General features: G+C 57.7%; 11 protein-coding genes, 1 pseudogene and 1 riboswitch. Of the genes and pseudogenes, 2 read left to right on the forward strand and 10 right to left on the reverse strand.

The window, feature by feature from the left end:
• Positions 1-36: 36 nt before the first annotated feature.
• A complete protein-coding gene (locus tag E8M78_RS00625) occupies positions 37-2,757 on the reverse strand; it encodes an ABC transporter transmembrane domain-containing protein (protein WP_137133208.1) in 2,721 nt (906 codons plus the stop codon).
• 359 nt (positions 2,758-3,116) lie between these two features.
• On the opposite strand from E8M78_RS00625, the pseudogene E8M78_RS00630 reads away from it, so the two are divergent.
• Positions 3,117-3,539: pseudogene (locus tag E8M78_RS00630) on the forward strand (transporter substrate-binding domain-containing protein); the annotation flags it as partial.
• Between the two features lie 247 nt (positions 3,540-3,786).
• Positions 3,787-4,035: a hypothetical protein gene (locus tag E8M78_RS23220; RefSeq protein WP_170973275.1), complete on the forward strand. Its 249-nt coding sequence runs from the start codon at positions 3,787-3,789 to the stop codon at positions 4,033-4,035.
• Between the two features lie 16 nt (positions 4,036-4,051).
• Here E8M78_RS23220 and E8M78_RS00640 read toward each other — a convergent pair whose 3' ends face one another.
• The 9 genes from E8M78_RS00640 to E8M78_RS00680 form a co-directional block, all read right to left on the reverse strand.
• Positions 4,052-6,661, reverse strand: coding sequence for a DNA translocase FtsK (locus E8M78_RS00640; RefSeq protein ID WP_246658167.1), 2,610 nt, complete (start codon positions 6,659-6,661; stop codon positions 4,052-4,054).
• A gap of 294 nt (positions 6,662-6,955) precedes the next feature.
• A complete protein-coding gene (gene recX / locus E8M78_RS00645) occupies positions 6,956-7,516 on the reverse strand; it encodes a recombination regulator RecX (RefSeq protein WP_137133293.1) in 561 nt (186 codons plus the stop codon).
• Between the two features lie 53 nt (positions 7,517-7,569).
• Complete coding sequence (locus tag E8M78_RS00650) at positions 7,570-8,562, reverse strand: TRAP transporter substrate-binding protein (protein WP_137133211.1); 993 nt, start codon at positions 8,560-8,562, stop codon at positions 7,570-7,572.
• 13 nt (positions 8,563-8,575) lie between these two features.
• Positions 8,576-10,294 carry a TRAP transporter large permease subunit gene (locus E8M78_RS00655; protein ID WP_137133294.1) on the reverse strand — a complete coding sequence of 573 codons (1,719 nt, stop codon included), beginning with the start codon at positions 10,292-10,294 and terminating at the stop codon, positions 8,576-8,578.
• Positions 10,295-10,350: 56 nt separating this feature from the next.
• Positions 10,351-11,151, reverse strand: a complete 801-nt coding sequence (gene thiD, locus E8M78_RS00660; RefSeq protein WP_137133212.1) for a bifunctional hydroxymethylpyrimidine kinase/phosphomethylpyrimidine kinase — start codon at positions 11,149-11,151, stop codon at positions 10,351-10,353.
• A complete protein-coding gene (gene thiE / locus E8M78_RS00665) occupies positions 11,148-11,810 on the reverse strand; it encodes a thiamine phosphate synthase (protein WP_137133213.1) in 663 nt (220 codons plus the stop codon). Before thiE ends, thiD begins: the two co-directional genes overlap by 4 nt.
• Positions 11,807-12,544, reverse strand: a complete 738-nt coding sequence (locus E8M78_RS00670) for a hydroxyethylthiazole kinase (protein ID WP_137133214.1) — start codon at positions 12,542-12,544, stop codon at positions 11,807-11,809. The genes thiE and E8M78_RS00670 overlap by 4 nt, the downstream gene beginning before the upstream one ends.
• Positions 12,541-13,482: an ABC transporter substrate-binding protein gene (locus E8M78_RS00675; protein WP_137133215.1), complete on the reverse strand. Its 942-nt coding sequence runs from the start codon at positions 13,480-13,482 to the stop codon at positions 12,541-12,543. The genes E8M78_RS00670 and E8M78_RS00675 overlap by 4 nt, the downstream gene beginning before the upstream one ends.
• A complete protein-coding gene (locus E8M78_RS00680) occupies positions 13,479-14,267 on the reverse strand; it encodes an ABC transporter permease (RefSeq protein WP_137133216.1) in 789 nt (262 codons plus the stop codon). Before E8M78_RS00680 ends, E8M78_RS00675 begins: the two co-directional genes overlap by 4 nt.
• Positions 14,268-14,387: 120 nt before the next feature.
• Positions 14,388-14,491, reverse strand: a riboswitch (TPP riboswitch).
• Positions 14,492-14,512 lie beyond the last annotated feature (21 nt).

The following is a 14,512-nucleotide window of genomic DNA, read 5'->3' on the forward strand; positions in this document are numbered from 1 at the left end:
CCGCATACCCCCTTCACGCGCCGGCCGCCTCCCTACTCAGGCAACCAACGATCTGAATATTCCACTGTCCCGATCCAGCGCCTCGAACGTCCCGTCTTCAGCAACCGTGCCGCGGTCGAATACAATCACTCGATGAAACAAACGTGACAGGGAAGTGTTAGAAAGAACCCAAATGACTGTCGGATCATTGTCCTGTTCCTTCAGGAAATCAATAACAGCCTTAACGATCTCCTCCTGGACGCGTCTATCCAATCCTGGCAGGGCGCGGTTAAAGATGTAGAAATCCGAACGTCTGACCAGCGCCCGCGCAAGGCTCAGCTTGTGGCGCTGCGTGAGGGTCAGGCGACGCCCTCCCGTCCCCACTTCGAAGCTCAACCCAAGCGCAATGAAGCTCTCGAACAATCCCTTTTCGCGCATGATTTCGCCGGCAATCTTCCTGATCTTTGCCGGGGCATCCGCCACCCGGTTAGAAAGTTTACCGAAGAGCACGTTCTCGCGCAGCGTAGCAGCAGCCATGTAACGGTGGGGATCATATCGCTCGATCCGGTCTCGCAGGTTTACGGGCAGATTGGCGTAAAACTTGTCCCGCGCGGCCACCACCGCATCCATGATATCCTGCGACAAGACGCCGAAACGATAGCGCGGCTCGATATAGTGAAGACTGAGGCGGACGATTGAACGCGCCTCCTGTTCCGTTATGCCTGCTCCTGTGCGGGACTGCATGCGCTGCAGCAATTGCTGATAGCTGGCGATGTCCTCTGCATTGATGCGGTCGAGTTGCTGAAAGAATGGATGCTCCGGTGGCAGATCCGCAAAGATCTCGACCAGATCGTCTGCGATTTTCAAGCCCATCTCATAGAGCATGTCGTAAAGACCGCTGATTTCGAGCACCTCGAAAAGATATTCGCTTTCGGTTACGTCACCATCAGAGCTGGATGAAATGCTTGTTGCAGCAAACAGAAGATTCTCCGCAACGGTCGCTTCGGGGTTATAGGCCGCGGGGTCAAAATGAGCGACAATATTCGAGAGCCCTTCAGCCTGAAGGGTTTCTCTCAAGGAATGACGCATCTCGACGACCCGACTCGCCAGCGCAGGGTTTTCCTCCGGATCCAGATAGGAGTGGAGCGCAAGCTCCATGACATCCGGCGTCAGCTGAACAGCATCCAGCGCACGCATCAGTGATTGCTTGAGGTCGTCATCAAACCCGCGCAGAACTGACGTCGAACGACGATCTATCCAGTCCGCATTGAGGTCTAACGCGCTATTGCCAGCCAGTTCCGCCTCGCGGATCTCCCAGCTTCGATGGGCCGCTTCTTCACCGCTATAGGAAACGGTCGTCGTCGGCGCGTGTTTCAATCCGTAGAGCAGATTGTCTTTCAGGCTGCCATGAAAGAAGTAGCTGTCTGCCGAAGCATAGGTGATCTTCCGACCTGAAACCGCCTCCGGCAGTTCCAGCAAATCGGTATCGCCGAGACTAACGCGACCGGACGCAGGCCAGACAATACGGGCGAAGGATTCCGCCAGGCTCTCCCCCCCGTTGCCTGAATTGTCGATGATGGCAACGGTTTCTCCGCGCTCGATCTTAAGTGTCACATTGTCCAGTGTCTTTGCGCCACTTCCGTCGATAACCGTCAAATTCTGGGCCGCGAGAACCGTACCCGTATGGGCAGGCGTAACAGGCTTCACCTCATGCAGGGACGGATCGACGAGTTGCCCCGGTTCAAATTGTTCCAGAACCTGCTCATACTTGACCTGAACATCCTGGCGAGACTGATCCCAGTCGATCAACTCCTTCAACGGACCCGGCAAGTCTTTATAGGCGTTGATGACGGCAACCAGCTGGCCAACATCGAGCGAACCCTTGAGCGCGAAGTAGCCGCCGATGGAATAGAACAGAAACGGCGTCAGCTGAGAGAGGAAGTTATTCACGAATTTAACGAGAAATTTCCATTGATAGAGCTCGTAGCGGATCTTGTAGATATGGCCGAGCCGATGCGCGATATCTGCGCGCTCATAATTGCTCGTATCGTAAGTGTGGATCGTATCGATGCCGTCGACGATCTCCCCCACCTTTCCTGCCAGATGACGCGCCGTGATCTGGCGCTGACGTCCAAGATCGATGAGCCGACGCCGCATTTTCGGAATGATGCCCACCTGAATGGCAACCATGACGAAGGCGATCATCCCGAGCGCAAGATTTTGGAGGAAAATGAAGAAGAGCGCCGCCGCAGCCTGCCCGCCGAGCATGACCGGTTGAACGAAAGCATCTCCGGTAAAGCCGCCGAACGGCTCCACCTCGTCTTTGACCATCGTTGAGACTTCGGCTCCATGGGCCTGTTTCAATGCGCTTGGCGGAAACCGTAGAACCCGGTCTACCAGTTCGAAACGGATTCGTCGCAACAGCCTTTCACCCAGACGGCCCTTGTAGGTATTTATGTAGAATTTGAAGAGGCCGTTGACGATGACGAGAAACAGAAAGACACCGCTCAAGGCCATGAGCATGGACATCCGATCCAGCTCGAAGCCCTCGAAACTCCAGCTCAGATCGGTGAACGGGACCGCAAGGGTGAACTCCATGAACAGCGCCGTAGAGTCCGCCGTTTCAAAACCGCTTCCCTGAATCGGCCCGTTGATGATCTGCTTCGGCAAATCAAACGCGGCGAAATAAGGGATCATGGAAAGCAGCACGATGGCCAGGATGAAGACCTGCTGCCGCCGGGTATGCTTCCAGATATAGCGTAATAGGTTGCGTTCCATGGCCGGCGTTTCATCGATCTCATAACAAACCGATTTACGGCCGAAGCACGAGACGGTTCAAAGAATGAACCTATACAAAGTCTTGTGCGTGCAGCCAATCGGATTGAAATACCCCTACGAGGCCATAATGCCGAAAGTTTGGTCGGGTGTGTCCGTTTCGCTGCATCGACCGAAGCAGGGTTCTTCGTTGTTTCGATGGCAAAAAATTTGCACAAAACTTAGACACGCAAATATTATAAACAAAGCATCGATGCGGACCGAAACCAGCGTTCTGTTTGTATAGTCAAAAGAGGCAGAAAACATAGATCCGAGGGGAACATCGCTGCGGGCGACCAAGTTCGAAAACGGGAGCAGCCATCATGCTGAAAAGACATTTCCTCAAGGCGGCCGCCTGTGCCGTATTCTTCCTGGGCGCATCTCTGAGTGCCCACGCCGAGGATATCCTTGCGAAGGCAAAAACTGCCGGGGTTCTCAAGGTCGGAACAGGGACGGCTTTCGCGCCGTTCGATTTCATTGAAGCCGGTACGCATTCGGGTCTTAACGTCGATCTGTTCGCCGAACCGGGCAAGGAACTGGGCGTAAAAATTGAATGGGTAACCCTGCCGTGGGAAGGCGTATTGCCCGGTCTGGAGGCCGGGAAGTTCGATGTCGTCGCATGACCGGCAACTATTACCAAGGCTCGCATAGAGCGCTATCGCTTCACATCGCCGATCGCGCAGGCGACTGTGGCCATTCTCAAGAAGGCCGGCGCGCCTATCAGCAAGGCTGCCGATATTGCAGGTCTGTCACCCCGGCAGATTTTCATGCGCATCAAAGCGCCTATTGCGCTAAGGTTGACGTTCCCGGCCCTCGTGAACGAGGCCATCATGATCCTAAAATCCTCCTCGCTGGGCTCGGTCTTAGGAATCGTGGAGATAACACGCATGGTGCAGGATCTGGCGTCCGCAACCTGCATACCAATCGAGATCTTTTCATTTGCCGCCATCATCTACCTGGCGATCTGCTGGATTGTCGCGATGACAGGCAAGTATGTCGAACGCTCTCTTCCGGGTGCACGAAATGATGTTCGATCCAAACGTCATCCTGCGTCATATGCCCGAAATCATCAGTGGCACGGCGGTCAAGCTGGCGCTCTGGATCGCATGGATGTTGCTTGGCGTCATTCTCGGTTTCATCATCGCGACCCCGCGGCGCTATGGAAGTCCGCTGCATGGGTCTTTCAATGCCGCAAAACCGCTATGTGGCGGCCCGCAACACGTAAGGACCGGGGTGGCGTGAAGCCACCCCGTCCAATTCAGCCTTCGTCAGAACCGGGCGTGCGCCCAGAAATGATCTCGCGCTTGCCGACATGGTTTGCAGGACCGACAAGACCCTCCTGTTCCATGCGTTCGACCAGCGAGGCCGCGCGGTTGTAACCAATAGACAGGCGCCGCTGGATGTAGGAAGTCGAGCACTTGCGGTCTTTCATGACGACCTTGATCGCCTTCTCGTACAGATCGTCACCCTCGTCCGCACCCATGTTGGTGCGGTCGAATACTGCGCTTTCTTCCTCGGCCTCGGCCTCGATTTCGCTCTCATCCTCAGTGACCGTACCCAGGTAGTCTGGACGACCCTGCGCCTTCAGATGTGTCACGACATGTTCGACTTCCGCATCGGAAACGAACGGTCCATGCACACGCATGATACGTCCGCCGCCTGCCATGTGCAGCATATCGCCCTGCCCCAGCAGATGCTCGGCACCCTGCTCGCCCAGAATGGTACGGCTATCGATCTTGGATGTGACCTGGAAGGAAATGCGCGTTGGGAAGTTCGCCTTGATCGTGCCGGTAATGACATCGACTGACGGACGCTGTGTGGCCATGATCAGGTGGATACCGGCAGCACGCGCCATCTGCGCCAGACGCTGGATCGCGCCTTCGATCTCCTTGCCTGCGACCATCATCAGGTCAGCCATTTCGTCGACGATGACGACGATGTATGGCATCGGTGAGAGATCGAGTTCCTGATCTTCGTAGACGATCTCGCCAGAATGCCTGTCGAAGCCAGTCTGGACGCTGACCGTGATCGTCTCGCCTTTCTCCCGCGCCTGTGCCGCGCGCTGATTGTAGCCATCGATATTGCGAACGCCGAGACGCGACATCTTGCGATAGCGGTCTTCCATTTCGCGAACCGCCCATTTCAGCGCCAGTACGGCCTTCTTCGGATCGGTCACGACCGGAGTCAACAGGTGTGGAATGCCGTCATAGACGGACAGTTCCAGCATCTTGGGGTCGATCATGATCATGCGGCACTCTTCCGGGCGAAGCCGGTACAGCAGCGATAGAATCATGGTGTTGATGGCAACAGACTTACCGGAGCCGGTTGTCCCGGCGACCAGCAGGTGCGGCATCTTCGCCAATTCAGCAATGACAGGCTCGCCACCGATCGTCTTGCCAAGGCACAGCGGCAGGCGATGCTTGGTCTCCCAATAATCCTCGCACTCGATGAGTTCGCGGAAGAAAACCATTTCGCGCACGGCGTTCGGAAGTTCGATACCGATGACGTTACGTCCGGGGACTACCGCAACGCGCGCCGAAAGTGCTGACATCGAACGGGCGATATCGTCGGCCAGACCGATGACACGGGACGACTTGACACCCGGAGCTGGTTCGAATTCGTAAAGCGTGACAACGGGACCGGGGCGAACATCGATGATTTCACCCTTGACGCCGAAATCCTCCAGAATGCTTTCCAGAAGGCCCGCGCTCTGCTGAAGCGCGTCAGGTTGCAGCGCCTCGGTCTGCTGTCCATACGGCTGCTGCAGAAGAGAAATCGGCGGGAATTCGTAATTCTCGTCGCTCGGACGCACGGTACGATGATCGTCAAGGCCAGGAAGCGTAATAGTCGGACGTGATGAGATCGGTACGATGGTTCTGGGCGGCTGAGCCACCTGTGCAACGGGCGGTTCGAACACCACTTCCGGAACAGGCGCGGCAACCTGATGCTCGGTGGCGGTTATCAGCGACTGAGCCGTCTCTTCAACGAGCAGCGGAAGGTCATCAAGCGAATGAGTGCCCTGCCACACCGTGGTCCAGTTGAAGGATACCGTATTGGAAATCGTCAACTGATTGGCAACGGCGACATAAGGTGCAACCGGCTCAGCAGCCGAAACCTGCGGAGGTTGGGCCGGCTCGACTGCGGCAACCGATGTCTGCGGCTCTGCGCGCCTTACTTCGCGATAAAGGGAAACGATCGAATTTTGCAAGGCAGGACGTGGTTGGCGAATGACTTCGGCCGGACGACGCGGCAGGAATGGCGTCGCGACCGGAGCAGAGGTGACAGCGACGTCGGCAACCGGCAAATCACCCTCGAAGAACGCAAAGTCAGAAAGCCATGGCAGGCTGGTTTCCGGCTTTGCAGTCATCGGCTGTGCCAACTCTGGCTGGACGGAAGCCTCCGGGCTCTGCGGCGCTGATGGCTGCACCGCTTGCGACAAGGGCGTCGGTGTCTCTACCTTCGCCTCTTCCGCCTTCTGTTCGGGCTCCTCCGGCTGATAGTTCGGGCGCGCCCGCTTCACGATCAAAGCTCGCGGTGATGGCTGCGGCCGAACCTTCGGCTGAACCGGCTGGTTGGCAACCGGCTGCTGCATGGCCTGCGCTGCCCCCTGCAGGGCATTTACCAGCAATTCCGGCGCTAGCGTTTCGGCTACCGCTTCAGGCTTGGCCATATCGAGCGGCTCAACCAGGCGGCTTTCCGCAGCGGGCTTGCGTTCTTCCGGCGCCAGCGGTGAAAGCTCGTTACGGGTGCGCTTTGGAATGGCGCTCTCCGGCGTGCGCGTAAAGCGAACATTCGGCGCAAGCTTGAATGCGGCCTGCCACGGCGCCTGATCCAGTGGCACCTCCGGCGGGCGCGCGGCGGTCGTCATCCGGTTATCCCGAACGGGTTGACCCTGCGGATCGGGTTCCGCAGAAGATTCGTTCTGAAGGGAATTGGGGAAGTTGTTTCGATTGAATTGCATGATACCGACCGCGTACAAAATGGCATCACTATGAGTAAAAAATAAAGGTTAATGCCTCCTTTAGATTAGGGTGAGGGTATGGTCGCAAAGCTCTGAAATTTGCCCATGAAAATCAAGGTGACGCGATGCTATGCAACTGAAATAAAAACATAATTTTTTAGCCAATTTTCCAGCGTAAGCATTCACTTTTCTTCTTCAAGCCTACCCGAAGGATTGCTCTGAGAGCATGTCTTCCGCCTCATCGCGATCCATGGCGAATACCTTGGCCCCAACCTCGAATGAAAAACCTTGACGGGCAAAAGCCGAAAGCTCTTTCGCCTTCTGCTTGTCATCCAGCTCCGTCCGTCTGAAGGGTCCAAAGCCACGGCGGCGGGCATAGATGACGGCTGCTAGGAGGTCGTTTGCTTCACTCACCGCTTCGTCGGCAATTTCGCGAGCCACACCCTTCTGCACCAGCGTCTGGCGGATTGCCTTCTTCGATTTTCCGGCACGTTGAGAGGAGCGCGCGCGGATATCGGCATAGGCGTTGTCGTCCAACGCCTTCACGCTGTAACCAAATGCGACAGCTTCCGCTGCCAGAGCAGTTATTTGCTCCACAGTAATACCCTCGAATTTTTCGCGCGCCTTGCGTGCAATAGCATCAGCCAATTGTCGCTCGGTCATCATCCGCTTCGAGAGACGGTAGGCCGCAGAATTCTTGGCCCAGGCCAGCATGCGTGGCGTGGGCTTCGTCTCTTGCTCGTCACTTTCACTTGTTTCCATCATCCCGTTTTATCGGATTGGATGCTGTCCTGTGAAGCGACCGGCACTGAAATTCACGCCGAGGCTATGGCCTCGATCTTCTGCATACCGCCAACGATCGCGCTGAAATCGCTCCAAACGGACCTCGCGCCGTTTCTCCAGCCATCCAGGTTTTCCGGCTGCAAGACCTTTCCACCCTTTGCGGCAGCCTGCTCCATCGATCGGGTCTCATCTTCGACAATCAGCCGGTTGAAATACTCCGCCCCCTCCTGCGCAGCCTTGGTCATAACCGCCTGCTCTTCCGCGGAGAGCCCGGCCCAAAAGCTTGCTGCAAAATAGACCACGCCAGAAGCGCGGATATGAGCGGTTTGCGTCAGATACGGCACGACCTCGTAAAGCTTGAACCCGGCATAGGCTGACTTCGTCAGATCCATGGCATCCGCCACGCCGGTCGAAAGTGCATTATAGGTTTCCGTGATTGGAATACCGATGGGAGAGGCGCCATAGGCGCTCCAAAGCTTGGTATGAAGCGGGCTTTGAATGACCCGGATACGTTTTCCGCGAAGTCCTTCCGGCGACGTAATCGGCTCCTTTGTCAGCAGGTGGCGAGCACCATAGTCGATAAAGGCCGTGGCAATGAAATTCTGTGTCGCGAGTTTCGCTTGAAGCTCCGTTCCAGTTGTTCCTGTGACTATCCGGCGAAGATGTGCCGGATCCTTGAACAGGAAAGGCAGATCAAGGATCTGCAGTTCCGGCACCCAACCGGAAAGAGCCGAAACGGTCGAGAGGCTTGCCTGCACGGAACCGAGGCGGCTCGCCTCTGCCACCTCCTTTTCCCCGCCCAACGCGCCGTTCGGCACGATGTTGAACCGGAAACGACCGGGCAGTTTTGCTTCAACCTGCTGTGCGATGAAGCGCCAGATCTTCGTCTCCGGCTTGTCCTCGCCAAGGAGAGAGGCAACCGTGATCGTCGTCGTCTTGGCGAATGCCGAACGGGCCAGAAACGGTGCGGCGAGCGCAGCGGTCATGGTGCTTGTCACAAAAAGACGGCGCGAAATGGCAGACATGTTCTGAGACCTTTCAGAAAAGCAACGTGCCAAGGCACATTAAAAACAGGGATACAAGCAGCGCAGCCAAATAAGGCAGGACGGCGCGAAACAGCTGTGATGCAGGAACGGACGTTACGCCCGAGACGACATAGATGAGCATGCCGAGCGGCGGGGTCAGGCCATGGATCATCAGGTTGACGACCAGAATGACGCCGAAATGGATGGGATCGAGACCGGCTGCGGCGGCAGCCGGCACAAGAATAGGACCAAGCAGCAGGATCGCTGCACCGATATCAAGCACCAGACCGGCGACCAGCAGAACAAGGTTCGCCATCAACAGAACCAGCCCCGGTGAACTGCCCAGCGAATGGACGATTTGCGTCAACGAGGCTGCTACGCCATCCACCGCGAGCAAAAACGCAAAGGGCGCGGCAGATCCGATCAGCAGGCCGATGGCTCCCGCTTCCAACGCCGACTGTCGAAAACACGACCATATGCTGCGGGAAGCCGAACGCGCGGCGAATGACAGCAGAAGCGTGAAGCCTGCGGCGAGCGCCGCTGCCTCCGTCGGCGTCACAACGCCAAAGCGGATTCCGGCAACGACGATAATACCCAATCCAAATGCGGGAATTGCGCTTCTGGCCGCACTCCACCTCTGCCGACTGCTTGCCTTATTCATGGATGGCCCGGCCCTCACGGACAGGCTTATCGCAACGGCGAGGCAGAGCGCCATCAGACCTCCCGCGAAAAAACCTCCGGCCAGCAGCGAACCGACCGAGAGATTTGTCGCCGAGGCCAGCAGCAGGAATGCAATAGAGGGCGGAATGACATTGTCGAGTACGGAAGAGGCAGCGATGATCGCTCCCGCCTGCGCAGGTGGATAACCATTTCGCACCAGTTGCGGCTGAAACGTGGACGCGCCAAAGGCAGCGTTCGCGACGGATGAGCCAGACGCACCTGAAAAAATGACACTGGTCAACAGGACAGTCTGCGCCAGTCCTCCCTTTCGATGACCGACAAGGGAGGCTGCAAAGGCGACCAGTCGCTCCGCGGTGCCGGAAACCGTGAGCAATGCACCGGCCAGAAGGAAGAAGGGAATCGACAGAAGCAAAAAGCGCGACATTCCATTGATGGCGGACGAAACGAGTGCCGGTTCCGGCAATGCGCCTCCGAAGAGTGGAGCGAAACAGGCGGCGGCGAGGAAAGCATGTGCCAGTGGTGCCGAAACCAGGAGGCCGAACCCGGCGATCAGCGCCATGAAAAGGCTGGGCGGCCAATCGCTATCAACCGTCGCGATTTTCGATGACCCGTAAAGCAGTCCGGCAATCACCAGCGATACGAACAGTCCCCGTATCTTACCGGCAAGCACGCGATCGCAGCCGAGCATGACGAGCAATAACAGACCACCCGTGACGAAGAAGGAAAATCGTATCCATTCCGGTAGCCCAAGCGTGGGCGATACCCCTCCAATCGCTGAAATGCTGGACGACGCCCCATTGACCAACCCGAGCGCAGCCGTAACCGAGATTGCATCTGCAGCGATATCGAATGTGCTTCCACAAGAGCTTGGAAGCCACCGCCGCAAGATATCGAACCGCATGGAAAGAGGGCCACGATAGGCAAGCGGCATCGCAAGCGCAATGAGCGCAAGATGCAGCCAGATCGCCAATTCTTCCTGCCCGAGAAAGCCGGTCCGGAACAGGTAGCGGGCGGCGACGTTTGCCAGCACCAGCACAAGCAGGACTGCCATGAGGCCTGCAAGCGCGTTCCCCAGCAACCGCTCCAGCCTATCGCGAAAGCCCGCAATCAAGCAGTCCACCAGCCATGGAAATGATGCACCGGCCCGCGGCCTGAACCAACCTTCAACGCCACACCCGCTTTCAGGGCGGCGTGAAGATAGGATTTTGCGGATTGGGCAGCTTTTTCGAGAGAGGCTCCCTTTGCCAGTTCCGCGGCCAGCGCGGCAGCCAGCGTACAGCCGGTTCCGTGATCATTGCTGGTTTCGATGCGCTCTGCCGTCAAATCCACTGTCTGGTTTGCCGTGATCAGGAAATCCGTACTTTCAGCCGAACTGCCATGCCCGCCTTTGATGAGAACGGCCTTTGCGCCGAGGGACAATATCTGTCGTGCCTGTACCTGCATCTCATCTGCGTTTTCCGCGACCGGCCTGCCCGTCAGCAAGGCCGCTTCAGGCAGATTGGGGGTCACGACCGCAGCGAGCGGTATCAGTCGGTTTCTCAGCGTTTCGATCGCATCTTCCCGCAGCAAACGATCGCCAGAGGTGGCAACCATTACCGGGTCCACGACAATCGGCCCCGCAAAAGCGGCCAATTCGTCGGCAATGGTTGCAATGGTTTCACTGCGTGACACCATGCCGATCTTCAGCGCATTGACCGGAAAATCTGAAAAGACCGCGCGCATCTGTGCTGCAATCATGGCCGAGGTTATGTCCTCCACAGCCGTGACGCCGCGTGTGTTCTGCGCGGTGATCGCCGTGACAACACTGGCGCCATATACTCCGAGTGCGGAAAAGGTCTTCAGATCAGCCTGAATTCCCGCGCCGCCCCCGCTATCGGATCCGGCTATCGTCAGGGCAATGGCAGTCATTGTGCATGATCCTTCAAACTAGCATCCACAGCTCTGCGGAAGGATGCGGTCGCTTCGGCAATATTCGATGCCCTGAACAAAGCTGAAATGGCCGCAACACCATCCGCACCTTGCGCGATGACCGAGCCGATACGGTCCACCGAAATTCCGGCAATCGCTCCGACCGGGAGAGACGGGTTCAACTGTCGGATCTGGTCTCGCAAGTTGCGCAGACCTTCCAGGCCTAGCGGCGGATCAGGATTGACCTTTGACAGAGTCTCGAACACGCCGCCAATGCAGGCGTAATTAACGGGCGCGCTTCCCGCATAGTCGGCATCAGCAGGCTTCTTGACCGTAAGGCCTATGATCGCATCCGGCCCCAGCAAGCGACGGGCCGTTTCGGCGTCCATGTCCTCCGCGCCGAGATGGACACCGTCCACCCCAGCAGCGAGCGCCACATCGACCCGATCGTTGATGACGAGCGGAACTCCTGTTGCAGCGATAGCCTGCCGTATTGCTGAGGCTCGTTCTATCATCATCCGGGTGGAAGCGGATTTATCGCGATACTGCAGAATGGTGGCGCCGCTCTGCGCAGCAATCGCCGCCAGTTCAGGCAGGTGGCCTACATCGCTTAAGGATGCGTCGACAATGGCGTTCAATCTGTAGTCCACCTGTCTCATGCTTCTATCCTTACCCGATGATTGAGTTCAGTCGCGTCAAGAGACGCAAGTGCGTCGAGAAAGGCTGGCTCGAATGTTCCGGGTCCACGTGCATGGGTGGCGGCGATCTCGGCGGCACTGCCGGTGACTGACAACGCGCAGGCCGCGGCAACCAAGGCATCGGCCTCAACTGCCATGAAGGCGGCAATAACGCCACCTGAGAGGCACCCGGTACCAGTAACCTGTGCCATCCAGGGATGACCATTGCGGACCGAAACACGCCGCTCGCCATCGGCCAGTTCATCAACCGGCCCGGTCTGGATGCGAAGGCTGGCGCGCGTATCGCCAATCACGCTCATTTCTGCCCGATTGCCGCGCACGATGGTGGGGCCGAGTGAAATAAGCTCGCGAGCGAACTCCAGCCTGCCGGGTGAATAATCGCAGTGAACAGGATCCATGATCCACGGCTTCCCGCCGGCATTCGCCACATCGACTGCAATACGGATCACGGCCCGGCGCTCGGCATCCAATGTGCCGAGATTGATGGTCAGCGCATCTGCCTTTGCTACGAAGTCGGCGATTTCATCGCGGGAGGAGGTCATCGAAGGAATACCGCCCACGACGGTGATGCCATCTGCTGTAAACTTCTGGACCACGGTGTTCATCAGGCAATGGACACGCGGCCTCTGGGCCCGAACACGGGTCAGAAGCGCTCCTGCATCTTCAGCAGTCGGCTGCCGCTTGACGCCACTCATTTCAGCTCCACCGCAATATCGTCTACAGCTGGCGCCTTGGGGATCAAGCCACTCTCGGCCATGAAGGTGCCAAAGCGCTGATAGCGGGCACGATCCAGCGCGGCAGGTCGCTTGGCAAGGCGTGGCAGCGTGTCGACAAAGGCCTTTCGGTTCAGCTCGTTGTCCAGATCGGGATAGGCCTTGAGAAAGAGGGCGAGAGCCTCATCCGGATGATTGGTCAAATATACGGCCGCCTTTTCCACGGCCTGGAGAAAACGCGGAAGACGGGGATCTGCAGCAAGCTGTTTGCGGGTCACGAAGACAAGCTCGTCGTAAACCGGCACGCCGTGCTCTTCGGGGAAGAATACCTTGCCTTCATGACCTTCGATCCGCATCTGGGTCAGCTCGAAGTTTCGAAAGCCGCCAATCGTGGCGTCCACCTTCCCGGCAATCAGGCTTGGCGAGAGCGAGAAGTTGACGTTGACCAGCTCCACCTCGGAGAGCTGTACGCCCTCCCCGGCCAGCATGCGCTTCAGCATTGCATCCTCGAACCCGGAGACCGAGAAGCCGATTTTCTTACCCTTGAGATCCTTGAGTGACTTGATTGGCCCATTGGCCAGCACTGTCACCGTGTTCAGCGGCGTTTCGACCAGTGTACCGAAGCGCACCAGCGGCAATCCAGCGGTAGTATCGAGATAGAGGTTGGGCTGATAGTGGATGCCGATATCTGCCTCGCCCGTCGATACAAGACGCGGCACGGCGGAGGGATCCGCAGGCGGAATGAGCTTCACCTCAAGTCCTGCCTCCGCGAAATAGCCCTTCTGCTGTGCCACAACCAGCGGCGCATGATCGGGGTTCACGAACCATTCCAGCAAAACATTCAGCTTGTCTGCGGCATAGGCAGACGCAGGCACGGCAAGAGCAGCCAGCGCGACGAGCGCTGCAAGAAAGCGTTTCATGAAGAAAGTCCCGGTTTGAATTGAGCGGAAAAAGGAGTTTTGTAATTGAACTCGCGCGCCCAGGGAGCGAAGCCCGCCGTCACGCGGTCTACTCCGAGACGAAGAGCAAGCGTGTAAAAGGCCAGCACGCCCATGGCGGCAAACATCACATCGGTCTGCAGACGCGCATTGGCTTGCATCATGACAAAGCCAAGGCCGCCCGCTGCGCCGACCCATTCGCCAACAACCGCACCCAGCGGTGCCAGCGGGGCAGCTATCCTGAGACCGGAAACCAATGAGGGCAGTGCCAGCGGAAGGCGTAGATATCGAAGGGTTTGCCAGTGGCTCGCCTGCGTCAGCGCCGCGGCATCCAGCATGGCGCTATCGGTTCGGCGCAGGCCATCGTAAAAGGCTGAGGCGACTGGGAAGAAGATGATGATGACGGTCATCGCTACTTTCGAGGCTATCCCGAATCCGAACCATATGACCAGAAGTGGCGCGAGCACAAAGACCGGAAAAGCCTGGAGGACCAGCACAAGCGGCCACACAATCTGTCCTGCTCTCGGGAAGGCTGCAACGCCAAGGGCAGTGCCAGCACCCAGCATCGCACCCAGAACCAACCCGGCGACAATCTCGCTAGCTGTCAGCAGGCTGTGATGGAATAAAAAGCCTGCCTGCTTCAGATAGACATCAAGTACGGCCATTGGCGTTGGCAGGAGATAGCGCGGCGGCCCCAGAAAAACGATGACGCCTTGCCAGACGAGGAGGAGCAGAATGACAGCAAGGAGCGTGCGCTGAACCGTCATGCAAGCCACTCACGACGTTGCAAGCTACAGCGGTCAAACATGTCGGCAGGGCAATAAGCCACGGCCCGCTCCCCGATCATCACATTCGATCAGGATCAGCGGATGAAGCGAAGCAGCGCTTTGCAAGCGATTTTCCGTTCCTACGCCGGCATGACCCGGATCAGGTTCAAGGGTCCGGCTCACCGCCATCTCAGCACCGTACAGGCGCTCCCCTCGGAATTTGCGCTGAATATGGCGAGAAACCT

Source organism: Rhizobium sp. FKY42 (genome assembly GCF_005222835.1).
In the GTDB taxonomy this organism is placed as follows: Bacteria; Pseudomonadota; Alphaproteobacteria; order Rhizobiales; family Rhizobiaceae; genus Neorhizobium.